This is a genomic window from Enterococcus sp. DIV2449a, from assembly GCF_051711225.1.
Lineage (GTDB): Bacteria > Bacillota > Bacilli > Lactobacillales > Enterococcaceae > Enterococcus_D > Enterococcus_D casseliflavus.
This window is the reverse complement of sequence record NZ_JBIOME010000001.1, coordinates 1,690,134-1,717,116: the sequence shown is the minus strand read 5'-3', so window position 1 is coordinate 1,717,116 and position 26,983 is coordinate 1,690,134. Positions and strand designations below refer to the sequence as shown.

Annotated in this window: 31 protein-coding genes; 11 read left to right on the top strand and 20 right to left on the bottom strand. The window is 41.8% G+C overall.

Going from position 1 to position 26,983, the window contains the following annotated elements; all coding sequences use genetic code 11:
* Positions 1 to 18: 18 nt before the first annotated feature.
* The 3 genes from IGI76_RS08045 (at position 19) to IGI76_RS08035 (ending at position 1,911) form a co-directional block, all read left to right on the top strand.
* Positions 19 to 558: a sigma-70 family RNA polymerase sigma factor gene (locus IGI76_RS08045; protein ID WP_167823252.1), complete on the top strand. Its 540-nt coding sequence runs from the start codon at positions 19 to 21 to the stop codon at positions 556 to 558.
* A complete protein-coding gene (locus IGI76_RS08040; RefSeq protein ID WP_081117174.1) occupies positions 548 to 1,342 on the top strand; it encodes a hypothetical protein in 795 nt (264 codons plus the stop codon). The genes IGI76_RS08045 and IGI76_RS08040 overlap by 11 nt, the downstream gene beginning before the upstream one ends.
* A gap of 443 nt (positions 1,343 to 1,785) precedes the next feature.
* Positions 1,786 to 1,911, top strand: coding sequence for a hypothetical protein (locus IGI76_RS08035; RefSeq protein ID WP_270288240.1), 126 nt, complete (start codon positions 1,786 to 1,788; stop codon positions 1,909 to 1,911).
* Positions 1,912 to 2,059: 148 nt separating this feature from the next.
* On the opposite strand, the gene IGI76_RS08030 is transcribed toward IGI76_RS08035, so the two are convergent.
* Entirely contained in the window at positions 2,060 to 3,385 is a 1,326-nt protein-coding gene (locus tag IGI76_RS08030) for a dihydrolipoyl dehydrogenase family protein (protein ID WP_333719156.1), read from the bottom strand.
* A 183-nt stretch (positions 3,386 to 3,568) separates the two neighbouring features.
* On the opposite strand from IGI76_RS08030, the gene IGI76_RS08025 reads away from it, so the two are divergent.
* Complete coding sequence (locus tag IGI76_RS08025) at positions 3,569 to 3,757, top strand: hypothetical protein (RefSeq protein WP_333719155.1); 189 nt, start codon at positions 3,569 to 3,571, stop codon at positions 3,755 to 3,757.
* 62 nt (positions 3,758 to 3,819) lie between these two features.
* Here the strand turns inward: IGI76_RS08025 and IGI76_RS08020 are convergent, their stop codons facing one another.
* The 3 genes from IGI76_RS08020 to IGI76_RS08010 all read right to left on the bottom strand — a co-directional run bounded on the left by IGI76_RS08020 (position 3,820) and on the right by IGI76_RS08010 (position 6,359).
* Positions 3,820 to 4,797: a Gfo/Idh/MocA family protein gene (locus tag IGI76_RS08020; protein WP_167823249.1), complete on the bottom strand. Its 978-nt coding sequence runs from the start codon at positions 4,795 to 4,797 to the stop codon at positions 3,820 to 3,822.
* A complete protein-coding gene (locus IGI76_RS08015) occupies positions 4,794 to 5,264 on the bottom strand; it encodes a heme-binding protein (RefSeq protein WP_333719154.1) in 471 nt (156 codons plus the stop codon). The genes IGI76_RS08020 and IGI76_RS08015 overlap by 4 nt, the downstream gene beginning before the upstream one ends.
* Positions 5,265 to 5,333: 69 nt before the next feature.
* Positions 5,334 to 6,359, bottom strand: a complete 1,026-nt coding sequence (locus tag IGI76_RS08010; RefSeq protein WP_333719153.1) for a Gfo/Idh/MocA family oxidoreductase — start codon at positions 6,357 to 6,359, stop codon at positions 5,334 to 5,336.
* Between the two features lie 204 nt (positions 6,360 to 6,563).
* On the opposite strand from IGI76_RS08010, the gene IGI76_RS08005 reads away from it, so the two are divergent.
* From IGI76_RS08005 to IGI76_RS07995, 3 genes are all read left to right on the top strand, one after another.
* Complete coding sequence (locus IGI76_RS08005; protein WP_333719152.1) at positions 6,564 to 7,457, top strand: MurR/RpiR family transcriptional regulator; 894 nt, start codon at positions 6,564 to 6,566, stop codon at positions 7,455 to 7,457.
* A complete protein-coding gene (locus IGI76_RS08000) occupies positions 7,454 to 8,440 on the top strand; it encodes a Gfo/Idh/MocA family protein (protein WP_438781335.1) in 987 nt (328 codons plus the stop codon). Before IGI76_RS08005 ends, IGI76_RS08000 begins: the two co-directional genes overlap by 4 nt.
* A gap of 125 nt (positions 8,441 to 8,565) precedes the next feature.
* Positions 8,566 to 8,790, top strand: a complete 225-nt coding sequence (locus IGI76_RS07995) for a hypothetical protein (RefSeq protein WP_005226057.1) — start codon at positions 8,566 to 8,568, stop codon at positions 8,788 to 8,790.
* A 105-nt stretch (positions 8,791 to 8,895) separates the two neighbouring features.
* On the opposite strand, the gene IGI76_RS07990 is transcribed toward IGI76_RS07995, so the two are convergent.
* From IGI76_RS07990 to IGI76_RS07955, 8 genes are all read right to left on the bottom strand, one after another.
* Entirely contained in the window at positions 8,896 to 10,035 is a 1,140-nt protein-coding gene (locus IGI76_RS07990) for an AI-2E family transporter (RefSeq protein WP_438781333.1), read from the bottom strand.
* Between the two features lie 172 nt (positions 10,036 to 10,207).
* Positions 10,208 to 11,065, bottom strand: coding sequence for a triphosphoribosyl-dephospho-CoA synthase (locus tag IGI76_RS07985; RefSeq protein WP_005231353.1), 858 nt, complete (start codon positions 11,063 to 11,065; stop codon positions 10,208 to 10,210).
* Positions 11,066 to 11,077: 12 nt separating this feature from the next.
* Positions 11,078 to 12,163: an acyltransferase family protein gene (locus tag IGI76_RS07980; RefSeq protein WP_010748325.1), complete on the bottom strand. Its 1,086-nt coding sequence runs from the start codon at positions 12,161 to 12,163 to the stop codon at positions 11,078 to 11,080.
* Positions 12,164 to 12,187: 24 nt separating this feature from the next.
* Positions 12,188 to 12,781 carry a malonate decarboxylase holo-ACP synthase gene (locus IGI76_RS07975; protein ID WP_142968425.1) on the bottom strand — a complete coding sequence of 198 codons (594 nt, stop codon included), beginning with the start codon at positions 12,779 to 12,781 and terminating at the stop codon, positions 12,188 to 12,190.
* 3 nt (positions 12,782 to 12,784) lie between these two features.
* On the bottom strand, positions 12,785 to 14,467 hold the full coding sequence (gene mdcD / locus IGI76_RS07970; RefSeq protein WP_142968424.1) for a biotin-independent malonate decarboxylase subunit beta: 1,683 nt from the start codon (positions 14,465 to 14,467) through the stop codon (positions 12,785 to 12,787).
* Positions 14,457 to 14,756 carry a malonate decarboxylase subunit delta gene (locus IGI76_RS07965; protein ID WP_005226050.1) on the bottom strand — a complete coding sequence of 100 codons (300 nt, stop codon included), beginning with the start codon at positions 14,754 to 14,756 and terminating at the stop codon, positions 14,457 to 14,459. The genes mdcD and IGI76_RS07965 overlap by 11 nt, the downstream gene beginning before the upstream one ends.
* Positions 14,757 to 14,781: 25 nt before the next feature.
* Positions 14,782 to 16,428, bottom strand: a complete 1,647-nt coding sequence (gene mdcA / locus IGI76_RS07960) for a malonate decarboxylase subunit alpha (protein ID WP_015509676.1) — start codon at positions 16,426 to 16,428, stop codon at positions 14,782 to 14,784.
* Positions 16,429 to 16,433: 5 nt separating this feature from the next.
* A complete protein-coding gene (locus tag IGI76_RS07955) occupies positions 16,434 to 17,348 on the bottom strand; it encodes an ACP S-malonyltransferase (RefSeq protein ID WP_010748321.1) in 915 nt (304 codons plus the stop codon).
* Between the two features lie 117 nt (positions 17,349 to 17,465).
* Between IGI76_RS07955 and IGI76_RS07950 the strand changes: the two genes are divergently transcribed.
* On the top strand, positions 17,466 to 18,320 hold the full coding sequence (locus IGI76_RS07950) for a LysR family transcriptional regulator (RefSeq protein WP_438781330.1): 855 nt from the start codon (positions 17,466 to 17,468) through the stop codon (positions 18,318 to 18,320).
* Between the two features lie 213 nt (positions 18,321 to 18,533).
* On the opposite strand, the gene IGI76_RS07945 is transcribed toward IGI76_RS07950, so the two are convergent.
* The 4 genes from IGI76_RS07945 to IGI76_RS07930 form a co-directional block, all read right to left on the bottom strand.
* Positions 18,534 to 18,953, bottom strand: coding sequence for a cupin domain-containing protein (locus tag IGI76_RS07945; protein ID WP_016609368.1), 420 nt, complete (start codon positions 18,951 to 18,953; stop codon positions 18,534 to 18,536).
* The gene (locus IGI76_RS07940) at positions 18,954 to 19,298 is read right to left on the bottom strand and encodes a carboxymuconolactone decarboxylase family protein (RefSeq protein WP_434232669.1); all 345 of its coding nucleotides are present in this window, start codon (positions 19,296 to 19,298) and stop codon (positions 18,954 to 18,956) included. It lies immediately after the preceding gene.
* Positions 19,267 to 19,833 (bottom strand): flavodoxin, encoded by a 567-nt coding sequence (locus IGI76_RS07935; protein ID WP_434232668.1) that lies wholly within the window; start codon positions 19,831 to 19,833, stop codon positions 19,267 to 19,269. Before IGI76_RS07935 ends, IGI76_RS07940 begins: the two co-directional genes overlap by 32 nt.
* Before the next feature lie 166 nt (positions 19,834 to 19,999).
* On the bottom strand, positions 20,000 to 20,881 hold the full coding sequence (locus IGI76_RS07930) for a LysR family transcriptional regulator (protein WP_438781328.1): 882 nt from the start codon (positions 20,879 to 20,881) through the stop codon (positions 20,000 to 20,002).
* Between the two features lie 288 nt (positions 20,882 to 21,169).
* Here IGI76_RS07930 and IGI76_RS07925 point away from each other — a divergent pair, with 288 nt between their 5' ends.
* Positions 21,170 to 21,358, top strand: coding sequence for a hypothetical protein (locus IGI76_RS07925; protein ID WP_185939944.1), 189 nt, complete (start codon positions 21,170 to 21,172; stop codon positions 21,356 to 21,358).
* Between the two features lie 211 nt (positions 21,359 to 21,569).
* Here IGI76_RS07925 and IGI76_RS07920 read toward each other — a convergent pair whose 3' ends face one another.
* Positions 21,570 to 22,274, bottom strand: a complete 705-nt coding sequence (locus IGI76_RS07920) for a flavodoxin (RefSeq protein WP_438781326.1) — start codon at positions 22,272 to 22,274, stop codon at positions 21,570 to 21,572.
* Between the two features lie 194 nt (positions 22,275 to 22,468).
* Between IGI76_RS07920 and IGI76_RS07915 the strand changes: the two genes are divergently transcribed.
* Both IGI76_RS07915 and IGI76_RS07910 read left to right on the top strand, forming a co-directional pair.
* A complete protein-coding gene (locus IGI76_RS07915) occupies positions 22,469 to 22,672 on the top strand; it encodes a GNAT family N-acetyltransferase (RefSeq protein ID WP_368856678.1) in 204 nt (67 codons plus the stop codon).
* Positions 22,673 to 22,982: 310 nt separating this feature from the next.
* A complete protein-coding gene (locus IGI76_RS07910; RefSeq protein ID WP_005226030.1) occupies positions 22,983 to 23,483 on the top strand; it encodes a hypothetical protein in 501 nt (166 codons plus the stop codon).
* A 174-nt stretch (positions 23,484 to 23,657) separates the two neighbouring features.
* Here the strand turns inward: IGI76_RS07910 and IGI76_RS07905 are convergent, their stop codons facing one another.
* The 3 genes from IGI76_RS07905 to IGI76_RS07895 are packed head-to-tail and all read right to left on the bottom strand — an operon-like array spanning position 23,658 to position 26,526.
* On the bottom strand, positions 23,658 to 24,347 hold the full coding sequence (locus tag IGI76_RS07905; RefSeq protein WP_195960677.1) for an ABC transporter ATP-binding protein: 690 nt from the start codon (positions 24,345 to 24,347) through the stop codon (positions 23,658 to 23,660).
* The gene (locus IGI76_RS07900) at positions 24,341 to 25,540 is read right to left on the bottom strand and encodes a Tat pathway signal sequence domain protein (RefSeq protein WP_195960676.1); all 1,200 of its coding nucleotides are present in this window, start codon (positions 25,538 to 25,540) and stop codon (positions 24,341 to 24,343) included. Before IGI76_RS07900 ends, IGI76_RS07905 begins: the two co-directional genes overlap by 7 nt.
* Positions 25,537 to 26,526, bottom strand: a complete 990-nt coding sequence (locus tag IGI76_RS07895; RefSeq protein ID WP_438781324.1) for a hypothetical protein — start codon at positions 26,524 to 26,526, stop codon at positions 25,537 to 25,539. Before IGI76_RS07895 ends, IGI76_RS07900 begins: the two co-directional genes overlap by 4 nt.
* Positions 26,527 to 26,983: the final 457 nt, after the last annotated feature.

Sequence of the window (26,983 nt, the reverse complement as noted above, 5' to 3'; positions counted from 1 at the left end):
CGTATATAGTGTGAAGGGGTGAAAAAGGTGCAGGATGAAGAAATCATTGAACGAATCAAAAAGAAAGACTATGCCGGCTTAGAAGAACTGTTAGCTGTTTATGGTGATAGCATGCTGAGGACGATTCATAGTGTCCTCTCCCAACCGCATGAAGTGAGCGAGCGCCAAGATGTAGCGAACGAAGTTTTTTACGAGGTTTGGCAAAAGATTGCTGCGTACCAACCAGAAAGAAGCCGCTTGATTACTTGGCTGCTTTTGATCAGTCGTAGTCGTGCGATTGACCACAAGCGGAAGTTGAACAAGCGCTCACTGGAAGAAAAACCTGTTGATGAGCAGGAACTAGCTATTGAAGAATCACCTTTGACAAAGGAAACCTTTTTGGGCTTTATTGAAGACCTTGAAGCCCTTGATCAAAGGATTTTTCTGCTCTACTATTTTTACCAAGAGTCACCAGAAACCATCGCAGAGCAGACGAACTTAAATGTCTCAGCGATCTACAATCGTCTTTCCCGTGGCCGCAAACGCTTAAAAGAAAGGATGACTATCGATGGATTTTAAACAGTTAGTCTTAAATGAAAACAATTCACTGACAAAAATATCTGAACAAGTAAAAGCAACAACTTTCGAGCTGTCCAAACAATATGTTTTCTTGCAAGATCTATTAGAGGAGCTTCAGACGCTTTTAGCAAAAGACGAAACGATTCTTGGCTATCTGCCTTTGACGCCAGATGGAAACCTCGCCTTCGCCAATCAAGGACTTGGCGCCTATGCCTATGCAACAACCGAGAAAGCAAAAGCATACCGTGACATCTTTCATGATACCCGCGGCAATCGTTTGTTAGTTTTCACAGAAACCCGCATGCTTTTTCTGGTCATCATCGACTATTTAGAAAGTAACACCTATTTCAGTTACCCCTATGAGACCATCAAGGCGTTCACGATCAAGCCAAGAAAGCTGATGAAGCACGAATCACCAGAGGATAAAGAACAATTCCATTGGGGCTATTTCGACTTTCAGGCAGGGACGCACATTTTCTCAGAAGTACTGACGAAAAAAGACTACGAATTATTTACGTCCTATCATGAATCGATCCCTGCACTCAAGAAAATTCCGATTCAAAACAAAGTTTACCGAGCAGCGAAATATCAGTATTTCCTGAGTAATTGGCATTTCAGTTTTCGCTTGATGACCGCTTTCAACCTGCTTTTTCTGCTGCTGTTTGTATTAATGATTCTCGGATTTTTCTTACACATTGGTCCACTAAAAGGATTTTATTATAAGGATCTGTTGGACATAGGTATGGTCATTTCCCTTTTTTATAGTAAGAACATCTTGCCATAAGAAAGGACTGCTGCTCCTTCCTAGGCATTTCTTTTATATCAATTGAATAAAGCACCAGATTTTCTACAAAAGAGTACCCCTTGCAGGATTCAAGTCAAAATGAATGCTGCAAGAGGTATTTTTTGTCTCGGACTATTGGGATATTCCTAACCGTTCGTTTTTTCATTTCCTTTTGAAATTCTCAGATTTCTTGTGAACTTTTCAGAAGACTCCACTCATAATTTCATACATGCCTAATGGGATTATTTTTTCCTTCACGCTTGCTTTTTAGGAAGAAACGTTATGATGATTTTACTTGCTAGGAGGTGTGAAAAATCGAACTTATCGGACATTTGGTCTTTTGGATCCCGTTTTGTCTTTTTCTAGTGATTGGATCGTTTTTCATACAATGGCGGAAACGTTTCGTTTCAACCCTTATTGCAGCGATCCCGTTTCTCTTTTTTATGGTAAAAATATTCAATTATCGGCACTATGAGCCAGATTCTGTTTTCATCATCTATTTGGTCGGACTCTTCTTGTCAGCGATCTTACTGATTGCAGCTGTCCGCCGACTGTCAAAAAAAGCCTAAACCTAGGGTTACTAGAAAACAAAGACATTGCCTAAATGAAACCCAGCCTAACTTTAAGGTTCATTTAAGGTTCACGGACTATAGTCAATACGGACATAATAATTTAGAGCCTGTGCTAGCGGAAACTAGCGCAGGCTTGTTTGATTATTTATAGAAAATAGGACAAATCGCTAGCAGGTGTTGGGTAGGCAAAAATCATTTGGGCCAGCGCTTCTTTCGATAGCTGATTCTCCAACACAAAAACGAAGTGGTTGATCAACTCATCGGCCAATGCAGAAACAATCGTGACCGCAACGATGGTATCAGATGTGTTATAAACCAATTTGATTTTTGCATCTTGATCATTGATTCGTCGATAGGTATACCAAGAAGAAAGATCCATCACCTCGCTATGATACTCTGAGGCATTATCGGCAATCTCTTGCTCACTGATCCCGATTCTTGCTAGTTTTTCCGCACCAAAAACCAGCGTAGGGATCAGCGGATAGCGGATGGGTGTTTTCTGGTCATCTATATGATCGACAAGATAGGCGGCTTCAAAGCTGGCAACAGGCGTCAGTTTGGGCTGCTTTTTCGCTAGCACATCCCCAATTGCATAGATGTGTCTTTGACTAGTCTGCAAAAACTCATTTACTACGATCCCTTGTTTTGACGTTTCTACCCCTGCCTTTTCCAGTTGCAGCTGATCGCTATTGGGTCTGCGTCCCGTGGCACCAATCACTGCTTCTACGGTGAGAGACAATGCTTGTGTCTGGATCGTATAGTGGTTTTGTTCTTTCGTGATTCGCCGCGTGTTCTGATTAAAGTGGAACGAAACGCCTTGGTCCTGCATTGAACGAACCATTTCTGCGGTCAATTCAGCATCAAATCCTTTTAGCGGCTGGTCATTATGATGGATCACATGAACTTCAGCACCTGCTGCTTGAGCGATCATTGCCAATTCGAAGGTAATATACCCAGCACCTATGAAAGCAATCGTTGCTGGCATCTTTTCAAAGGAAAGAAAATCAGTACTGCTTTGTAAATGCTCCTTGCCGACGATGGGCAGTACGGCTGGACGCTGTCCTGTCGCAATAATTATTTTTTCTGCTTGAATCTCTTCTGCGTCCGCGACGACCGTATGGGCATCACGAAAAGCGGCTTGTCCGTAGTAAGTAGTGATCCCTTCTGCTAGTAACCCTTGTTTGGTTGACTCTGGCACCCGATCGGTATACGAGCGCTTAAACGCCATCAGTGCCGGCCAATCAATGGCTACCTGTCCTTGAACACCATTGCCTTGCATACGTTTCGCCTCTGTTTTGACTTCTACGCCTCGCATCAGTAGTTTTTTCGGATCGCACCCGCGATTGGGACAAGTGCCACCCCATAAATCGGCTTCAACGATCGCGACTGTCTTACCTTTGGCTTTTAACCCGTAGGCAGCAGCCGTTCCAGCTGGACCCGCTCCGATAATCAGTACATCCACCTTTTTCATCTGTCTCCTCCTTCTCCTAAAAAAATATTCCTGCGCTTTCTCTTCCCTTCAAGTATAGCGAATCACGGTCAGCCGACAAAACAATTCGCCTTTTGTGGCTCCTGCGAATGATCACAATCAGCCCTTGAAGTTGCATTTGATGTGGTATACTTTTCTTGTCAGTTTAACGACAAAGGAGAATGAATGACTGTGAGTTTTAAACGTTTTTTTCAGCTCTTTCTTTTTTATTTTCTCTCGATTCTGGCGGCATATGGCCTGATTGCATTTCTAGCAGTAGAAAACTTTTGGCTGGCGGTCTGTTTGATGACGATTATCGGCTACCTCATCTTGGGTATCCCACTAACCTTATTGAGTTTAAAGAAGAAAAAATAAGACAACAGACAAAGACACCAGCAACTTTTCTAAGAAGCTGGTGTCTTTCCTCATTGATGCGATTATCCTAATACGATCTGGGCATCTGCCAATGCTTTTTCCACGACTTCCATCACCAGCTTGCTATGGGCAAGGCGTTCCTTGACAAAGGCCTGATCATTTTCGTGAATGGCTTGTGCAAAGCGGACAAATTCTTCAAACATACGATGTCCGTGAACGCTGCGATCCTGATGGCTTTTTGCCCCATGAACCGATTCAACGTCATAACTGGCAAGCATATTCGTCGGCCCATTGACGATGATCGATCCTTTCGTCCCTTGGATCGTTGAACGAATCGTCGCTGTCGAATCTTTGGCGCCAATACAAACGACTTTTGTTTGTTCATAGTCTAAAAACAGCATGCCAGAAGTATCGATCCCCTGTTCGACATTAGCAAAATAGCGGACACTTTTTGGTTTTCCTAAAAGCCCGACGACAAAATGAATATTATAGATATTGATATCCATCAATGCCCCACCACCCATTTTCGGGTTAAATGCAGGTAAAACGGTTCCCTCTTTGAATAAATCATAACGAGAAGAATACTGCGAATAGTTGCATTCAATCAATTTCAGCTCTCCCAATGTTTCAAGCTGCGCTTTTATTCCTTGATAGTTGGCTAAGTACTGATTTGTGATGGCTTCGATCAAAAGCACCTTGTGGGCAGCAGCCATTTCTGCTAATTCTACTAATTCTCGTGTCTGCAACGTAAATGGCTTTTCACAAATGACGTGTTTGCCAGCGAGGATTGCTTCTTTGGCAAAGGAATAATGCAAATGATTGGGCAGTGCGACATACACGGTGTCAACGGATGGATCCGCCAAACATGCCCCTAACTCTGTGTAGACGGTTTGAATCTTGTATTGCTGTTTTAAGTGATTCATTTTTTCTAAATCATTTTCTGTCCCAAAAATAGCGGACAGTTCAAGTTGTGGGACATCCCCTGCCACCGTTAAAAAATCATGGACGATCATGCCTGCCCCTAAAATCGCTAAGTTCATCTTGCTTCCCCTTTTCTATCTTCTTGGATCATTTGTTTCAATACTTCAGTGACCACTTTATGATCCTCTAAATGGGCCAAACCTGACACACAGATAGCACCAGTGACTTTTCTGTCTTCGATAATTGGAAAACCACCACCACAAATTGCATAATGTTCGTCTTGTGCCCACTTAGCAAATTGTATATCTCTATCTTTTTGCGCATAGACGTATAGTGAACTATGCCCGCTTTCTAGTACCGTTCGTTCTTTTCTTTCAAGCCAAGGGCTCTCTTTTCGCCCTGCCATTAAAAATCGAATGATCGGCAAGCCCTGATGAACAACTTTGATCCCTACCGGCTTCGGGTAGTTCCTTTTAACGTACTGATCGATGGCAATAACCAACCGCAATGCGAGGTCATTGTCAAAATGAGCAAACTGCAGCTGCTGTTCTTCTTGCAGGATTTCTGAAGGTTCGATTCGGATCAACTCCTTTACGTTGAGTCAGTTGATGCCTTCAGGCGCTTTGTTTGTCAAAAGCCCCATAATCACTCTGCCTTATGACTCAGTGATCACTTGATTGATGCCTGTTTCTACCATTTCGATTTGTAAAATCGTTTCTTCGTCTTTCACGATTTTTTCTTTGCCATGGATGATCGTTTCATAGACGCCCTCATACACACGGCTATAATCACCAATTTCAGAGATGACTTTTTCTTCATGGTAGTTCCCGTTAGCATCCATATAAGTTAGTGTGCCATAGTGCTCTGGCAAATCGATCCCAAAATCGGCATGATCTGGGAGATAAAACTGTTTTAGATGCTCTTCTTGTCGATCCTTGGTTTGTTTTACAAAAACGCCGTTTTCGCCATAAACGACAAAACTAGGCCGCTCTTTTAATCGGAAGTAACTAGATTTGACTGAGACTTTCATTCGACCATAAAACAGATCCAAATCGAAGTAATCATTCATGCGATTTTTTCCAAGCAATTGCCGAACCTCATAATGGACATCGTCTGGTTGTCCAAAATAGGAGATCACTTGGTCCAGTGTATGACAAGCGTGTCCGTACAAGTAGCTAGTATTCAATGAAAATTCGGTCACTGACCGTGGAATCTCTGGACGAAAATAATCATAATGCATCTCTACTTCTAAGAGATCTCCGAGCACGCCACTTTCGATCACTTTTTGCGTGGTCAAAAAATCGGAATCAAAGCGGCGATTTTGATAGCATTGCACAAACAAGCCTTTCTCCTGCGCCAGTGCGAACAATTCCTTTGCTTGTGCCGAAGTTTCCGTAAAAGGTTTTTCGATCAAGACATTTTTCCCATGAAGCAAGACATCCTTGCCTAATTCATAATGCAAATGACTGGGGGTCGTGACCACAACTAATTGAATTTCAGGATCACGGTAGATATCCTCTAAGTCAGAGGTGTAATGAACGCCTTCTAGTGTTGGCCAGGTCAGCTTTCCGCTTGGTGAATAGATCGTCTTTACTTTGATCTTATCCTGTAGCTTGGTTGAAAAAGGCAGATGGTAGCGATTGGTGCTTTTTCCGTTTCCGAGATATGCGATAGTTAACATTGTGACGCCTCCTATGAATTGATAGCTTGATTATTGATGAAATCCTTCGAAATGGGAAGTCTTTTGCCAAAAACAGGTTCTTTTGACCAGACTTTTTCGCAAACTGCTCAGTGGTTCTGAACATTTTTACCAAATTGACAAAAATGTACAGTTTTTGCTTTTGGTTTTCTTTGTCCTAGGCTATGATTAGAAAGAGGTGGTTTGATGTTATTAGGAGATAAATTACGGCTTCAAGAAGGATTGACCAATACGGAGAAACGGATTGCCGATTATATTTTGCTAAATATCAATGATGTGCCTTCGTTGACGATTGAAGTCATCGCCAAGCATACCTACACATCCCACTCTTCCGTCATTCGTCTAGCCAAAAAGATGGGGTATGAAGGATTTAAAAGTTTTCGCTTAGGTCTGGCTGAAATTGCCCATAATCAGATGTTCAACCCAACCTTTGTTGACGCGAATTTCCCCTTTTCGCCCAAGGATCAAACACCTGACATTTTGAAAAAAATGGCCGATCTAACGATCAACTCGATCCACAAAACCCACGCTCAGGTTGCCCCAGAAACGATGGAAGCAGTGGTGCAATCGTTGGAAGCTGCGCAACGGATTTTCTTATTTGCTCGCGGCGATTCTCAGATTCGGGCAAGAAGTTTTCAAAATAAGTTAGTCAAAATCAATAAGTATCTGATCGTTGCTGATGAATATGGGGATGATGCGTGGAATGCATCGAACGTCACGCAAAATGATTGTGCCGTGTTTATTACCTACCGTGGGAAAAATACGCAATACGAAAAAATCATGCAGCACTTTCGTGATGTCGGCGTACCAGTGATTGTGATTTCTGGTAACGCCTATGCGAAAATCATCCCATTAGCGACCCATGCGATCATCGCTTCTCATGATGAACGTGATTTTCTCAAAGTCGGTACCTTTTCTTCACAGGTCGCTTTTGAGTATATTTTAGATTCACTGTTTGCATTGCTGTATGCCAAAGAATACCAAAAAAATATTGTCGAGTTAAGAAAAAAACAAACTGTTTTGGAATCAGGGATTCTCTCAGAATACCCGTCAACTGAAGAAAAGAGGGAAATGAAATGATCAATTGGGGAATTATTGGTGCCGGAAATATCGCCAATCGCTTTGCTGCAAGTTTAGAAAATTTTCAAGACGCCCAGCTTTATGGGGTTGCTTGTCGTACGATGGAAAAAGCGCAAGCGTTTCAAGCAAAATTTCCGTGTGACGTCGTCTTTGATGACTACCAAAACCTATTAGATGATCCAACTATCGATGTCGTTTATATTGCTTTGCCGCATTTGTATCACTATGAATGGATCATCAAAGCCTTTCAAGCGAAAAAAGCTGTTTTATGTGAAAAACCAGCAACCTTGACTGCACAAGAAATGCGCGATGTACAAAAACAAGCCCAAGCACACGAAGTCTTCTTTATGGAAGCTATGAAGCCACGCTTCACCCCAGCGTATCGCAAACTAAAAGAACTTGTGGATGGTGGTCATATCGGCGAGCTGACCAGTGTTACGACTACTTTTCGCCGCCATTTACCAGTCAAAGGCAGTTCTTATCATTATCTGCCAAAACAAGGTGGTGCTTTACTGGATATGGGGATCTATAACTTAGCCTTTATTCAAGATTTTTCACCAGAAAATTTAACTGCCGAATTGATCGGTTACAGCCTTTATGAAACTGGGGTTGATACCTACGTTGAAGCACGCTTTGTCAGTGAAGACTTTGTCGCAGTGATTGAGACTGGATTTGACCAAACAAAAGAGACGGTGGCGGAATTACAAGGAACAAAAGGGAAAATCACGATCCCCAACTTCCATCGCCCCGCTTCTTTTACCGTGACGATTGACCAAGAAGACATGGTCTATGATATTGGGTACGAGATCGATGATTTCCATTCAGAGATTCAAGCAGTTCACACCGCTCTTGCACAAGGACAACTCGAAAATCCCCTGATGTCCTTAACAGATAGCATTGCCTGTATCGCTTTAGCTGATGAACTAAGAAGCTTACTAGATGCGGAAAAAAAGACAATTAAGATCATGCCCCATCGTTTTTGAATAGAACTGACCAGTGGCTACCACTCGGTCAGTTTTTTGTATCAAAAATTGAGCGCTTTCTTTGACGGTATCGAAATGGTTATATTATATTTTTATACAAACGAAAAAAAGAAAGGAAAACGCTTATGACTCCAGAAATTATTACGTATCTTATTTGTTTATTGACCTTCGCTTATCTAGCTGTGACGGTTTTTACTTTTGTAAAAAATCGCCGGACAGGTGACGGCTATCGCCTCCGTATTTTTTACGTGTTGGCAGCAGCACTCGTCTTTTTGCTTTCCGTTTATGCAATCGCTACCGGTCAAACCTATGACGACTTGGTTACATCGATAAATGATCTTTTTCAATAAAACACCGACGGCACGAACCCAAGCTGGTTCACTTTTATCATTCTTTGGGGTATTTCCCAACAGGCAGGTTTCAAAGCCCCTCTTCAGCAATCTGCTTTGTCTCCTTTACGAAAAAAATTGCTGCGAAATAAAAAAGCCATCTCGCCTTTCATCGGCAGAGATGGTTTTTTCTATCAATTGCCATCCTTTACAGCAATCATTTTTATTGGTCCTGCAAGGTGTCATCGTTTTTTTACGCAATCGCGGAATCTCTTTCACATTCATTAAATCTAAAAAGAAAGTGAACAATGGGATCCCGATGATCAAGCCCCACAAGCCAAAGAGATGTTCGCTAAGATACAGGAGAATAAACGTGTAAAACATCGGGATCTCTGTTTTATTAGCCATCAAGCGGGGATTTAAGATATAGGATTCCAACGCATGAACAAACACTATGATCAATAGAATGTAGATCACGTCATTAAATCCGCCGATAGAATAGGCAATAAACGTCAATGGAACACACGAGATGATCACACCAGCAACAGGAATCAAGCTGAGAAAGAAAATCATCAACGCCAAACTCAACAGCTGCGGAAAGCCCATCACCGCTAAGGCGAAAACAGTGATCGCTGTATTGACTAAGGCGATCACCAACTGCGTCTCGATCACATTTCCGAAAGCCCGCGTAAACTTAGCTCCTAAATAGTAAACATCTTCAAAGAACCACGCCCCTCGCCCTTGCAAAAACAGCCGAGAAAACGCAACGGTCTTTTTGTTATCGATCATAAAGAAGAAACTAAGCAGAAAGGAGATCAGCACAGTCAACGCCAACTCACCGAAATTATACAGATAATTGATCACGACTAGAACGCCGCTTTGTAATTTCTGGATGTATTCGCTGGTCTGCAATAAATTCAAGACATATTCGATCAATTCATTATTGGAGTCTGTCCGTTGGTAGAAATCAGCAACGGAATTGACTAATTGGACGGATTGTTTGATGATGATGGGTACATAATTTGTTGCTACTAAATAAAGAATAAAAACAATCAAGCTGTAGGTCAGGATGCTCGTAAGCTTGATGGGCAGATGGCTTTTTCGATGGAGCAAAAGAACCAGCCGATAAATCAGATACGTAAAGATAAAGGTCAGCAAAAGAATGGTCATCAGACTGCGAAACAAAAAAAGAATGCCCGCAAGCATAAACAGGACAGTCCAGCGCCGCAACACAAGATTTTGAAGAAAAGCATTATAGTATTTCATCTGTAACTCCTTTATTCGTTGCAATGGAGCAACGAAGCATTTCAGTAGTGCCTAAGAATTATCTAATCATTAAACTATGCAAATAGCAAGAGATTTTATTTTTCTTAATCGAGCGAAAAAATGAAACAAAAAATCCTTAGAAGAATCGTTGCCTTTCTTCTAAGGAAAAGAGTTATTGGTAAACGGTCTTTCCTTCGTTTACGGGTAAAACCGAGTTGATGGACAATAAAAAGAAGCTGGCAGCCAACAGATCAGCACTGCCGCCTGGAGACACATTTTCTGACTGGCAGAAGGCTGCTAGTGCATGAAATGCTGGGTTCGGCAACGCTTGCTGATTGGCTTTTTGTGCGAGTTGCTGAACCAGTGCCAGTACCTCTTGATTGCTGCGGTATAAAATACACGTATCGTCCAGCGTAGCGATGATCGCCAACAGCATGTGGAGCCTTTTTTTGGTCTCATTGGAACAATCCCGAGAAAAATAATCTGCTAGAGCGATTTGAACATGAGGGAACCCAGCAGCAGCTTCCCCATACGCACCGAGATGTCCATATTTGGCTTGAACAGTTTTGCCATGACTTTCTGTTTGTTGAATCAGCGCGCGATCAGGAAATGCAGTGAGAAGCTGGATGTCAGAAAAGACTTCTGGTAAAAAAATCCGCTGTTTGCGACTAAGTTGGCTACTGACGGCGCTGATGAGCAAGCCTAATGCCCAGATGGCTCCTTTATGAGTGTTGATGCCACCAGTGGCTGCCAACATCGCCTGTTCTGCCTTCCGACCGATTGCAGCGATTGCTTCCCGCAACTCTTGAGACATGCTGCTTCCCCAAGACACCAAGGCCATTTCTTCAAAGTATGGCGTCAATGCTCGAGCTGATCGTAGAAAGAGTGCTTGATCCATATCGTGATGGGCACCTGAATCAATGGCATCCACTAACCCAGGTTTTGGGGACAATGTCACTTCTGCAATCAAGGCTTCTTCTACCAATTGGGCGAGTCGTCGACAATTTTCTTCTACAGCTAATGCAAACATCCAACTCCTCCTCTAGTTTTTGATTTGACCTTTGATCGTTACCCATAAAACATGCAAAACATAGCTTGTTAAAAAACCACAGCTGGCAGTTGCCAAATAAGCGACGATGATCATGATGCCCATTGGCAGTTGCAGCAATAAATCTTTGAAGCATAGCAACAAGACTTGAAAGACAAAAACATTGGCAAGATAGGTCCGATACGCATAAGTAGACAGCCACTTAAACGTCCCTAACTGTGGGGCATTGTTTTTGATCATGGTTGATCCAAACATAAAGACTGCAAAAATCAATACTAAGCTATATAAGCTTTGCAATGTATTTAAATACGGTGCATGAGCGAAACTTAGATCACCTGCATAATGTAGCAGATGATTGGCAGATAATAGCCCTAATGCTAAGCCCACTGGCAAGAAAGCGTAGCGAATCTTGTATAGGAAGCGATAGACGGTTTCGTGATAAATCAAAGCGGCCTCGCCATAGATCCCGTAGATCACAAAGCTAAAGACAAACCGATCCAATAAATACCAGCTTTCATGATGCGGTCCTTCAAAAACTTGGCGATCATAAAACACATACCAAGCGACATACAAAGCAGTTGCGACGATCAATACTGGCCAAACAGCTTTTTTCTTCGTCAACACTTTGTAGCCTAACCAGACAAAAAACGGCATCAACAATTGGATCTGCAGCATCATGATCGTATACCACAAGTGTGGCGCCGCATCCCCCGTCACATATTTCAGTAAAAACGTTGCTGTGTCAGTATAAGGTTTTCCTTGTTGGACAGCGGGAAACAGCCATAAATAAGCCGTCGTCCAAAGCACATATGGCACGACAAGTTCAAAAAACTTTTCTTTCAAAAATTCTAGATAAGACAGATGTTGACTTGTCTTAACCATGTTATAAACAATAGCAAAAATAAACAGGGGTGCGGTAAATTTCACCAAGACATAAAAGGTACCGATGAATGCTGCAGTCTTTTCATCTTGGGTATTGGATAAGGCAAAAGTCAAAATCGTTTGCATCATTACTGCTGTCACGGCAAATACTTTTTGGAAATCACTGATGTTGATTTTTAAATCGTTGTTCTCAAACATGTTTTTCGCTCACTTTTCTAATAATTACCAAATCTCAGTGGTGAGTTTTGGCCCTTCGTCTGTTTTTACTAAGATTTTTTTTGATGGATGGTCCAAATACTCCTTTAAGGCAAACCCGCCTTGTTTTGTGATAACTTGAACATCGATCTGTTGAAAAAAGGCTGCCTGCTTTTCCAATAGTTCCAGTGGCAGCTTTTCTTTCGTGTCGGCATAAAGCAACAGATCTAAATCACTGGTCGGCTTGATTGCTGCCTGTTTTGCAGCCAATTCAAAACCCAAGCTGCCACCGATTCCCCAAGAATAGTGCTTCAATAAAAGCCGTGCTTGTTGATAGTTGCGGTAAACTGTATAATTGGCTACTTCATTGAATCGAAAGCTCTCACGAGTGATCAATTCCCAAGGATGGATCGTTCGTTTGATCATGTTGCAGGGTGCCTCAAAGGCAAACCGTTCTTGCCGCTTTTCCCCGCGCAACCCCACTGGTAAATAGCTGGGGTTACGGGGTTTCCCATGACGGACGGTCGCAAAAAGCTGTTCTTTTTCAGAAAACCATTTGGGAATATCAATCATATCAAGAACTTCTTTATCTAATTGAACGATATCGTGGGCACGGTTCATTCGTTACTCATTCCATTCTGCATTCATTTTTTCAAATACGTTATTCGTTTCCAGCCGGCCGCTCTTTTTAGCGATCGGATTGTTGTAGCGACTGGTCAACATCGTGTCATTCGTTTTACGCACATCATCAATCGCCTCATTGATCGCTTCAATTACAGTCGCTTTGCTTTCAGAGGTGACAGACTGATCCGTAATGGAGGATAAGAAAGTGAAGATTGCCCCAAGTTTCGTATAATTTTTGATATCATAAGCAATACTTGGTACTTTTTCCGCCGCGGCTTCAATCGCTGCAATCGACCGTTTGGTGACCCGACTTGCACTTTCTTTTGACATTGCTTGAACAGTGATCTTTTCACTATTTAATGCGATCAGACGACTTGATTGCAAGCCATGCGCTAAGAAAGCCCCAGAGATCGCATTACCAGCGATAAAACCGATCACTGGATGACCCGCTTGGCGTAGTTTGGCATAAGCTGCCGCACTATTTGCTAAAGCTGCATGAATACCAATCAATTCTTCATTATAGCCATACGCTTGGCTAGGGACATCGATGACCGCAACGATTGGCCGTTTGATTGCTTTCTCTTTGTCTTCGTGATAAACAGTTTCTAACAGATGGCCCATCTCGTACCCTTCGACTAAACCAACTTCTCCATTGCGTACCCGATACATCGGATTATTTGGGTTTGGCACGATTGCTGTAACAACGACTTCTTCAGTAAAAAGGTCAGATGCAGCTGCATAGACTGTTGCACTAGTTGAGGTTGGGAACTGCAGATTCGTCAATGCTGAAAACCAATGATAACCGATACTGTCAGCAGCAGCTTCTTGGCCTTCTGTTACAGTAATAGGTGCCACTTCAGTTGCTTTATGCGCTGCAAGAGCCTTATTGTATGCCTCGATAGTCAGCGGCTTTGATAGATCAAGTTCGTTTAAAAGAGAAAGATAAAAACCACTTTTTTCGCTGCGATGACTGTCTTTCTTTTCAACCATCGCCGCAATCACAGCTTCTTGGATCGATTCGACACTGTCAGTCACTAGTTCATCGATCATTTGTGCTTCCAAACGTTGTTTGGCGCCAATGGTATTCCAAATCAAATCTTTATCACTGGAATCAAATTCTCTCACGCCAGCTTCTTGTTCGATGACTTCAGGACCGTTCAAACCGATACGGGCTTTCTTCGTCGCTATCAAGTAGCTCATAAGTGCTGAGGTAATCGACATACCGCCAAAAGAACCCACCCGACCTGGCACTAAGCCAATCACTGGCACATACGATTTTATTGCAACGATCAAATTGCCGATTTCTGCGATCGACAATAAGCCGTAATTCGCTTCTTGGAGGCGTACCCCACCAGTATCGAGGATGATGATCGGTGTGATCGGATTGCCCTTTTGGTTTTCTTCCAACACATGCGTCAATGCAGCGATGATTTTAGCACCAGAAACTTCACCGATCCCGCCACCTTGGAATTTCCCTTCCATAGCGATCCCGACTACGTTTTCTCCAGAAATCGTTCCACGACACACAACGATCCCATCATCGCTTTGTGGCACGATGTCTTGAGCCACCAGATTGGGTGCGATCATTTGGTCGAATGGATCGATCAATTCACGACCGCTCTTGGCATCCAATAATGCGTGCACCCGTTCTCGAGCATTTAATTCTACAAAACTATTCTTCATCTGCTAGTTCCTCCATTGCTTGGGTTAATCGTAGGTAAACCACACCGGGAGTGGCGCCAAAGTCGTTGATCACTATTTGCGCACTGATTGGATAGCGCTCAAAAAAACGCGTCAAGACATTTTGCCACACATCGCCAAAGCCGTCACTTCCTGTACAAACTGAAACGGTGGTTTCTTGTTTGTCTGTTGGAAAAAGCAGAATTTCCAAGTCTCCAGAACCAACCACGCCAACATGGACTTTTTTGGTGACTGGTTTCGTTGTTTGATACGTATAAGCTAATTTTTCCATCTCTTCTTCTCTCCTCTTGCTCTTATTAAGACCACGTTCTGAATTTCATTGGCGGTTCGTACAACCCATCGGACCATTCGATCAAATCATCAACGGTTTGAGCTGCTAGCAATGATCGTTTGGCATCACTGCGTTTGATCCCTAAGTCTTCTGGTAATTTCACGATTCCCGCTTTGCGCAAGGCATCCAGAGAAGCTTTTGTGCTGGTCATTCCTAGTGGGGTTACACCGCCGATGGCTGCGATTGCTGCTTGTTTTTCCTCTTTTGAGTTTGCTTTATAAAGATAAGCGATGCCTTCTTCTGTCACGATATGCGTCGTATCTTCGCTATAGATCATAATTGGGGCATTGGCTAAACCAGCTTGCTTTTGGACAGCCAACGCATCTAACGTTTCTACAAAAACAGGTTTTTTATTGGAACCATACGTTTCAACCATTTGAACGACTAATTTTTGTCCTTTTGCTAAAGGATCTGTTTCATCCCGCAAGGATTGCCAAGCTGGAGTCGAATGGCGACGGCCCCCCGGATTATGCCCCATATTTGGTGCACCACCAAACCCAGATAAGCGGCCTTTCGTCACTGTAGAAGAATTTCCTTGATAATCTAGTTGTAAGGTCGAACCGATAAACATATCGATGGCATATTGACCTGCAGTTTGTGATAATGCTCGATTGCTGCGCATCGTGCCGTCTTTTCCGACAAAGAATACATCGGGTCGAGCGGCAATATATTTTTCCATACCAACTTCCCCACCAAAACTGTGGATGCTTTCGACCCAACCAGATTCGATAGCTGGAATCATCGTTGGATGAGGATTCAAGACCCAGTTTTTCGCTACTTTTCCTTTGATTCCAAGGGTTTCTCCATAGGTTGGTAAAAGTAACTCGATCGCAGCGGTATTAAAACCGATCCCATGATTCAACGATTGTACTTCATGTTCTGCATAGATTCCTTTTAATGCCATCATCGCCATCAAAATTTGTAATTCCGTAATGTTTTGCGGATCTCTCGTAAAGAGGGCTTCTAATTGATACGGTTGATCTGCTACCACGACAACATCGATCCAATCGCTGGGAATATCGACCCGCGGCAAACGATCGACCACTTCATTAACTTGGACGATCACGATACCATCTTTAAAGGCTGCTGCTTCGACGATCGTTGGCGTTTCTTCCGTATTGTAACCTGTATAAAGATTTCCTTGGCGATCGGCTTTGTCCGCCGCCACAAGGACCACATTCGGAATCAAGTCGATAAATAAGCGACCATATAATTCCAAATACGTATGAATGTCCCCTAATTTCATGGTTTTGTCTTCAATCATTTGGGCAACGCGCGTACTTTGTGCGCCTGCATAAGAAAAATCGATTTTCGCTGCAATGCCTTTTTCAAATATCGTCAAATGTTCTGGACGGGAGATACTCGACATGATCATATGCAAATTATTGACTTTTTGAGCATCGACTTGTTCTAAGCTTTTTGATAGGAAGCTTGCTTGTTTTTGATTGTCGCCTTCAAGGACCACTTTGTCTCCCGGACGGATCAACTGTTCTAAGACTTCAATGATCGCTTCCGTTGGGACATATTTTCCATCGAGAAGATGCTCGATTTTTTTCATGGTTTGGGCCTTCTTTTCACGTTTACTTGCCCAGTTTCTTGCAGGTTTTTCCATTCTATTCATCTCCATTTTTGATATAGGAATAAAGCATCATCCAAGCCATGTTGATCCAAATTGATCACACGGATCGCTTTGTTTTCACCAAATTTTGCTTGGATCAGTTTTGTTAGGGTATTGCCAGGAGGAAATTCAAGAGCCAAATCAAGTCCTGCTTCGTAGGCAACATCCATGATCTTGTTCCACTGCACCGGATAAGCAATATTTTGCAGCAAATCTCGACGGATCTCTTCAGGGTTCATGGTCATCCGACCATCCGTATTTTTGAGGTACGGACAGATAGGCACATCAAGGAATACCGTGTTCATAAATGGCGCAAACCGTTTCACGGGTTCTGCCATCAACACACAATGAGACGGGACAGGCACTGCTAAAAGTTTGGCGGTTTGCGCATGATAATCTTTCGCTTGAGCTAGCGTCTTGCGCAAGCCTTTGATATGACCAGAGATCGTATGCTGCATGGGGCAATTTTCATTTGATAAATAGACGGGAGCAGCAGGATCAAATGTTTTTGCCACGAGCGCTTCTGCTTCACTTCTCGTTACACCAACCAGTACCCCCATGGCATAATCAGTCGGATAGGCTTCTTTCATCAATGTCGCCCGATGATAGACCAAGCTAGCGGCATTTTCGAAACTCAAGCTTTCACAAGCTAACGCAGCGGAAAAAGCGCCAATCGAATGCCCCGCCACAAGCTGAGGTTGCACACCAGATGCTTTCATCTGGTCCGTGTAAAAAGCTGCTTTTACTAAAAGGGCCAACTGAATAGAGACGGTATCTTGTTTGAGATCCCCCGATACAGGGTGTAAATCAAAGCCTGTCGCCTGTTCTAGCCGATGGAAATAACTGGCAGGCACGTCCTCAAGCATCTTGCTGGTCTGACTGCCTTGTCCTGGGTATAAGAAACCTGTACTCATGAAACACCTCCTAAACAATTTCTCTTTCCTGTGTCATAATAACGGAAGTTTGTTATAATAAAAAATACCAGTTTCGTGAATATCCATAACCAAAAGGTATGGAAAGAGGAGTATCTGATGAACCTTGATCATTTACGCTACTTTAAAAAAGTAGCCGAATCGAAAAATATTACCCAATCTGCACAAGAATTATACATCTCACAACCTGCCTTGAGCCGTGCCATGAAACACCTAGAAAGTGAACTAGGCGTTCCTTTGTTCTATCATGCCGGTCGGCATATCGAGTTGACGATGTATGCGGAAGAATTTTATCCCTATGTCGTTGAGACGTTAGCACGTTTCGACGAAGGAATGAGTGCGATCCAAGCCTTAAATGGAGAAATGGTCCCGGCGGTGACGATCTACTCTGAAGTCGCATCCGTTTCCTTGCCTAACCTGGTGGCGACATTCGTTGAAAAGCACCCTGAGATCCAACTTTCGATCAAGCAGCACGGCAGTAAGGAGACCAACAAAGAACAAGCCTTCTACATTACCTCAGAGCCAAAGAACGGCTTGACTAATCTGCCGATATTCACGGAACCCATCTTACTGGCGATCCCCCAAAAGCACCCTATGGCAGAAAAAAAAGACTTGCAAGTTGCCGATATCCAACAAGTGCCTTTGCTGATGCTGGTTGAAAACAGCCCACTGCGTAGAACCATCGACGAAGCTTTTGAAGCAAAAAAAATCAGTTTGGCTATCGGTTCAACGACGGACGATCCGGCGACGTTGCGCTCCCTTATCAATCAAGGACTAGGAATCACGTTCTTTCCTAAAATTACTTGGGGCTATGAAGATGAGGCACCTTTCTTTTTACGTGAACTAGCAGATTTCCCCTTATCAAGGACGGTCTATTTAGCATCAAGCTTTACTAAAGGTCATCCCATGACAAAACTAATTGCAAAAACGTTGATTGAATTTTATCTTGGCTAAACAAAAAGAAGCGTCCATTCGCACGTTAGCTGTGCAAGTGGACGCTTCTTTTTTCTCTCCTATTTACAAAGGTTGAATCATCGGCTCGACCGTACATTCATTCACATTGATCACTCCGATCTCTTTTGACTCGCCACACTATTGGCTGCCCCAGTCAGGTGAGACCCCATAAGATTTGTTACACGCCTTCCAGTACGGCTGCCTTATCATCGCTTATGCATCAGGCAATTGATCGTATTCTTCATCACTGACTGCTTCTAACCATTCTGAAGCACCAGCAGTAATCGCTACATGGGCAAACCAACTATTTTTTGCTGCACCATGCCAATGTTTGACCCCTTCCTTAATGACTACGACATCACCAACAGTAAGTTTTTGCGGTTTCTTGCCTGCTTCTTGGTACCAGCCTTCTCCTGAAGTCACCAACAACAATTGATACCCACCATCGATATGCCGATGCCAATTGTTGCGGCAACCTGGTTCAAAGGTCACATTGCCAACGTTGACTGGAATCGCTGGATCAGCTACTAAAGGATTCAAGTAACTCTGACCGTTAAAATATTGTGCATAGGCGTCATTTGTGTTACCTAATGAAAAGATTCCAGCTTCTTTTGCTGCATCGAGTTCTGACATTTATTTTTCCTCCAATTCAGCTAGCTCTTCTTGATAAACCGTTTTGGCGATGTTAAAAGCAGACCAAGCTTTGGGCCAACCAACATAGAAAGCCAGATGAGTGATCACCTCAGCGATTTCTTCTGCTGTGATCCCGTTTTCTTTGCCAATCGTCAGATGGGCAGTCAATTGCTCAAAATTGCCACCCGAAATCAAGACAGATATCGTTACTAAGCTTCTCGTATGAGGAGCCAATTCTGCCTCACGTGACCAAACTTCATCAAATAACACATCATCATTTAATTGCGCAAATTTCGGCGCAAATGTCCCTAGGTTATCTCTTCCTGCAGTTTGTTTCTTTACCATATCGATCGACTCCTTCTTCTATTGTGATAAAATGCTGGCTCACCCAATTTTGAATGGCAGTATTCGCCTTATTCACTCGTGAACCACGGATGGCTAATCCAGGATATATGAGGGCTTCAGGACAAGTTTTTTTAAAGTCTTCAAGGCTAGAGCCGAATCCTGAGCCTTCATGGGTACAAAAGGGAAAAATAATCTTCCCATCGAAATGATGGTCTTTTAAAAAACTCGCCACGATCCTCGGATAGCTCCCCCACCAGTTGGGAAATCCAACAAATAGTACCCGTTCTTTAAAAAACGCAGACGGTACTGTTTGATAACGGGGAAAATCATTAGTAGCTTTTTCTTTTTGTGCTTGTTCGACCATCGCCTGATAGCTTTCAGGATAAGGTTCCACAGGGGCAAGGGGATAAAGGGGGCATTGCAGCTGCTCTGACAGTTTCTCTGCTAGAATCTGCGTATTTCCTAAGCCCAGTTTTTTTAGCTGTCCCTCAATCAGATTTTCACCAGCTCGTGAACAAACAAGTATCGCCGCCATTTTGTCACCTCCTACTCTTTGTTTCCTGATAGATTTAATGGTAAGCCACTCGAGTTGGATTGGCTAATGCTTTTTCACACAAGACCTTATGCTTACAAAGCATAGCTGGTTTCGATATACAAAAAAGAAGCGGATATCACCGCTTCTTTTGATGTTTACACTGAGATTATTGAAAGGAATCGCGAAATCGTCGAATAAACTCGATAACGACTGGCGACAGTACACGATTCTTTTTCCAAACCAATACACAGCTGGTCTCGATTTGTGGTACTAAAGGCAGAAACTTGATTGCCTCATTCCTTCGCTGACCAACAGCGCCACTAACAGTCAGTGCCGAACCAACATGGCTTTCTACTAAGGAAAAGACATTGAATATTAAATTGTAGGTACCCACGATCGGCAACTCTTCCACTGGTGTCTTCGACCATTGACTGAACATTTGCTGTACTTCTGGACGCTTGGAGATCAATAAAGGCACACCTTTGATGTCTTCGGGTGTAATCTCTTCTTTATGCGCAAGAAAAGAATCAGCCGATGTCAAAAAGCCCCATGTTTCTTTTCGTGGAAGAACGATTTTTTCGTACTTCTCGATTTCAATCGGTTCGATCAAGATCGCTAGATCCAACAAGCCTTTTTCCAGACGATCGCTGATGTCATCTCCTGTACCACTATAAATATGAAAGCGAACATTAGGATAATCATTGATAAATTCTTCCAACATCAAGGAGAGCGTATCGGAATTATCTGCTTCCACACAACCAATCGTGAAGTGACCGCTAAATAAATGTTTTTTACGATCTTCAAACGCTTGCATTGTCTGGTCTGTCAAACTCAAAATCTCTTCCGCACGGCTTTTTAAAAAAAGCCCCGCTTCCGTTAAAACCATTTTACGATTATCACGAGTGAATAGTGCCGTCCCTAACTCGTCTTCTAATTCTTTTAATTGTCGACTCAATGTCGGTTGTGTAATGTGGAGCACTTCTGCAGCTTGAGAAATCGTCCCTTCCTCCGCAATCGTGTAGAAATATTTTAATAACCGAATTTCCACAAAATCTCCTCCTCATTTTTTCTTGTGCATTCAAGGTGTTCGAAACAAAAGAGAAGCTCCCTCTCCAGTCTCCTTATCAATTCTTATGATAACAAAGAATCACTGTTCCAGCGAATCTAGCTAAAAAAGCGTAGGAAATTGCAGAATTGTAAAAAGATTCGTCAACAACATGTAAAAACTGTTCGCTTAAACGAACAGTTTTGTCAGCTGCTTGCTTTTTACGGCTTTTGGCGTAGGATGTATGAGTATCTTGGTATGAGTCCTCATACAATGATTTGGAGGAATATGATGTTAAATTTATCAATTTTTTTATTTTGTGTAGCGATCGCTTTACTCGGACTTGGAGTATTCATCTTTAGAGTGCGTGCGTTGCTGAACAAACGTCCGTGGAATGGTCCTGTATTGCCATTGTCGGTTATTGGTGTGATTCTATTAATCGTCTCTTTGGTCATGATCTACCTTTCTTATCCTAAATAACACGATTGTAGTCAACCTAGAACGAATAAATTGGAAAAATTGACTCTTCTCGGGAATAAGTGGAAGCTCTTGCTTCTAATCCATCAACTCATCCCAAATGATTCATAAATCAACCACACTAGTTTACCATAATTATATTATGATTATTTCGATTTGTGGTACATCATGAACATGTAGCCAATTGAGAAACGGCTACTAAACTTGAATTTTGCTAATATCCTAGTTCATCGAGCCAATTCAACAGATTCGGTTCAGCCTCTTCAACACTTCCCGCTCTTGCTGCAAAGCCTTCAAGAAAGTCATACGCTGGATACAACGTTTGAAGTTCATTTTGACTATTGGTCAGTCCACTTCCCCCATGGGTTGCAAAAGGAATGATTTGTTTATCCGTAAGATCATAGGTTTCAAGAAATGTTAAAACGGCTCTTGGGGCACGGTTCCACCAAACGGGAAAGCCGATAAAGAGAACATCCACTTCAGTCATTTCGGCAACGTCAGTCATCAACGTTGGTCGGGCATCTTCTTCCACCTCTCTAGTCGCAAAAGCTGTATGTTCATCGTAAACGTTAGGGTAACCTACTTCTGTTTGAATCGAGAACAACGCACCGCCGGTCTGTTCAGCAATCATTTCTGCTATCACCTGGACATCTCCTACTAAGGTGTCATCGATTACATTAAAGCTACTTCCAGAAACTGCTTCGACTGCTGGTTCATGCTCTAAATTTTCTGGTCTTGTGAAGTAGGCAATCAAAATATCGGCATCCCCATCAATCCCTGTTTCTCTCATTTGTTGCGTAATGGTGTCACTAGTACTTGTTTCTGTTGTACCAATGTCTGGCTCGTCATTCATTGAATCACTGCTACATCCTGTTAGAAAAAGCATTGTCAGAAAAAGTCCTTTTGTCCATTTGTTCATTGAATTGCTCCTTTCTTTTCCCATCAAAAATGGTAGTTCCAGTATAATTCTTGAAGTGGACTTTAAGGCAAGGTTCTTGAACAAACCATCCCAATCATTAAAGATAGTTTTTTGGTTGCGGTTGATGACGACGATCAACCGATTGGCTATGTTGTTGGACCGATTATCCAGGAGCGATATTTATATGATGAACTATTCAAAAAAACAGTCTAAACCCTTCTTCTGGCGGTTATCAAAGCATTCTTAGTTTAGCTGTTGCACCCGAGTACCGACATTGCGGATTTGGCGGAAAACTCTTGAAGCAATTTATCCTACAGTGTAATGAGCAGCAAAGAACTGGAATTACATTGATCTGTTTGGAGCCATTAATCCCTTTCTACAAAAAATACGGTTATTAGTTTAAAAGGTCTTTCTGCTTCAAAGCACGCAAATGTCCCTTGGTTTAATATGGTTTTAGAACTGAACTGAAACGAAATGAGTAAAAAAAGAGATCACTTCGATCTGTAATGGTCTTTTTTTCGTCTAAAGAGCTCGATAATCATTTCATACGGGAAACCTGAGGAAGCGAGAATACTGTTTAAGCAACTGAGACATAGTAAAAAAAATCTGAAATTCTTCATTCTATTTACTAGTAATTAGAATGAGATAGATGTATTATTAAGATAAAAGAAATAAGTTGGTATAATTTTACTTATAAGGAGAAAATACATGAAAAAAATATTTATTGCCTATTTTTTATGTTCAATGTTGGGTCTTGCAGCTTGTAGCACAGGTACCTCGGATAGTGTATCAACCAAAGAAAGCACTACTCGCACTTCGCTTACAAGTGAAAGTACTCTTTCCAGTTCCTCTTCTACAAATGAATCAATAGCTGAAACAACAACTGGAACAATTCCCAGCCAATCATCTGTTACACAGAACACACAAATCCAATCATCAGATATTGCGACTGATTCAAATACACAAGCGAATGCTGACGGTACGCTTTCTATGGAAGATCAAGCATTAGAAATGCTGTATGCCGCTAGACCAGAAATGAAAAATGACGATTATACATTCGCATTTTTCGGGATGGTTGGTGCTGATTATCTTTTCCGAGGTACAAGCATTTCGATTCGTAATCAAGGCGGATCGGGGACAATAGGATTTTTCCGAGTAACACCTGAAGGTGCTGTGATCGATACCGACTCATCGGGAAATCCTTACTAAATCATCCGTTCTTAATGATTCAAAGTTACTATTAAAAAGTTTTGCGGATTTCAACATCCCCAGAACCGAATAGTTGGATATGTTTTTCATTTTTCGAAGAACAAAATGAATAAAGAGAGAGCAAAAAAGAGTTGTCTTTTGCTTCTCTCTTTTTAATTGACGGTTGTCCTTTTATTATTGGCCCTTCACATAAATCTCCTGATATTTTTCCATCAATGATTTTTTAGGATCATTGTATTCAAACATAACCCCATCTTTCAGAAATAAGATCTGCTGAGAGATCTCCTCCAAATTATACAAAATATGAGAAGAAACCATAATCGCTTTTCCTTCTGCAGCCAGCTGCTGCAAAATAGTCGAAACCAATAAAACATTGGTAGGATCCAGTCCGTTCATCACTTCGTCCATGAACATATATGACGTATCCCCGATTACTTGCATCGCAAAACAGAGCCGCTGACGCATGCCTAATGAATAGGTCGCTACGCGGTTTTTTGCATAATCTTCCATTTGTAGCAGAGCAACGATGGTTTCAACCTTCTTTGATGACTTCCAAATACTTTTGTATAGCTCAAGATGTTCAATACCGGTAAATTCCTCGAACAATTCACTTTGATCTGGTAATAGAGATACATTTTCTAATAAGCGACTTTTTTTCTTTAGCGAAGTGAAATCTTCGCCATTTAACGTTATCTCGCCAGAAAAGCGCGGTACTTGCCCCAGTATGGCTTTCATCATTGTGGTCTTGCCAGTACCATTTGGCGCTACTAAACCAATAATCGCCTTTTCTGGCAATTCAAAGGAAATATTTTTTAGGATCTGCTTATCTCCAAAATTGACGGATAAATTCTGAATGCTCAACATTTTTTTCGTCTCCCTTCAATCAGATAGGTAAGCAGAAGCAAACCCGTTAAACTAACGATCCAGGCTAATAAGACCCTGACACCGAAATCAAAACGCATCCGAGGATCATAATAATCAAACCAACTTCTCCCCAATACGACCTTCCCAATACTAACAAAAGAAGTGGGGAAAAAATGCCAGCTATTGTATGCTCCGCCACCTCGAACCAGATAAAAATTACTGGAAACAAGCAGCAGCAATGAAAACATTGCGCTAATAATCTGGGAAGAAAACCACTTATTTAGTAAAAACGCAAATAGAAAACCAAGAATCAGGAACAACACATAGAGAGCAAGGCAACGAAGCAACACGTTTCCCAACGTCGATAAAACAAAATTCACTTCGATACCACTCGTCCAATAAACCGCCACTGGATAATTTAAGCGCCCAACTTCATGGGTAAAGCTATAGAGAAAAACGCAAGCCATGACTGGTAAAAGCAAGCTGAGTCCATACGCTAACCCAGCTGCAGCTTTGGCTAAAAATCTGCGAGACTTGCGCAATGGAAATGTCGCAAGCAGTGTCTCATGTTTTTGGTCCCGTGTAAAACTATCACTAATTCCTAAAATGAAAAAGAAAAGCAAAGCCATTGGCAAGATCGTTTCACTGCTTCTGAGCAATGCCTGCAAAGCCGTTTTTTCCTCCAAGGCTTGTGCTGTCACCTCCCCCTCATAGCGGGCAAATTCCTGATATTTCAAGATATTTTTTTGATAATCGAAATGTCCATCGATTTTTGCATTCGGATTATTGTTTAAATAATAAGGAATGTCGTAACGTAGAACCCCAATATCGTTTGCGAATAACTGCTCGTCAGAAAATCGATACCATTCACTCGTGGCTTCAGCGTATTGCCGCCAATCATGATCATCGATCGCTGCTAATCGCATTTGATCCCATTTGTTCCAAATCGGAAATACACTCAGCGCATAATGAACATAAAAGTGAGTATTTTCATCCACAGTAGTATTTTCTAGAAATGTCTGTCTTTCCGCAACTCTGGTGTTGATAACAGGTCGATTGATTTTATCGATCGGCTCAAAGTTGGAGGCGACCTGCAATGTATAGTAGACACCTAAGAAGAAAAGCAGGAAAAAAGAGACATACGTTCTTTTTTGGCGAAACTGTCGCTTTAATTCGAACATCCAGATAGTCATTTCCTTAATCCCCCTTTCAATCGTTGTGTGGTCAACCAAAAAAGAGCGACCGTATAGATGAGCAAGAGGATCAGAGCGAAATAAAAAGAATAGAATGACCAATCACTGGCAAAAGCACAGTCTCCTTGAAGCAGCTGGAAGACATTCAGAAATTGAAATGGTGTAAGCAGCCAGATCCGACTAGGAACAATCAGCGGTAATGCCCCAAGTAAACTAGCAAGTAAGCAGGTTTGTAAGACGTCTTTCGTTACAGTAAAAATGAACGAGGTCAAACAAATGGCAAAGCCAGTGATGACAATCGTCATCAGAAAATACAAGAGCAAAAAGAGAAGAAATTCAATTGCTTGAATTTCCCGCAACCAATAGGCAAAAGGATATGAAAAATCAACATGATCAAAAAAGAAAGAACAAAAAACAGCACTGATCAAAAACAAGCTGGTCCCTATGGTGCAAATTGCCAGTCGAATGATGATAGGAATAAAAATTCGGTCTCGTTTTCTAAAAGGTAAGCTGTTGGAAAACTGCGGTCGTTTCACTTCTGAAAGAAAAAGATCTGCTGACCAGAAAACAGTCAAATAAAAAAGTAGTGCGCCATAGAGTAAAAAAACGGTTTTCCAGTAGTCACTAAATCCTTGCTGATTCCAATGAAATTCTTTGCTTTTGGCAAGTACTTGTGTGAACTCACTTGTTTCTTGAACCACTTTTGCCTGTTTTGGAAACAGGGATTGGTCACTTTCAGCGGCATACTTCTCATAGAACGTTTCCATTTTTTCACCATAATCTATGCTGGCAGATAGATACCGTTGGCGATTTTCTAACATAGCAGATTGTGTCATGGTTGCTAAAGCGTTGGATTGATCGATAAGACTAAGGTAACGCTCATCGGTATTCTCGACATCGGTCAAATCAATTTTTTGATAACTTTGCAAGGCGATATCGATAGATGATAGTCGTGCCTGAGCAATAGCTGCGACTGTTTCTGTCACATTTTTTTGAATGAAAACAAAAAATAGCGGCAATAACAGCAAGAATACTACTATAAAGCGATGCTTTAGGCTGTTTGTTTCTAATTTTAGGTAAAAGAGTAAGGTGTTTTTCAAAAGACGCTCCTCAATAAATCATTTTTAGAAAGTTCATTATTACATAAAAGCCCATAAAACATTCATTTTGCAAGATATATTTTCGTTTTTATGATTATATATAAATAAACATTAACTTTTTTTGCTATTGTAGTCAATCGATTTTCTACACAAAAACTTCCTAACACTGTAGGCTAGGAAGTTGTCGTAAAACCGTTTATAAATATATGACTTGAAATTTTTCTCAAAAAGATGCTTAAGAACAATTATTTTATGAAATTGGAAAGTTCGCTAAATCCGGGCCAAAATTGCATGGCTATATATCCATAGATAATGACTAAAATTATTAATAAAAAATGTAAAG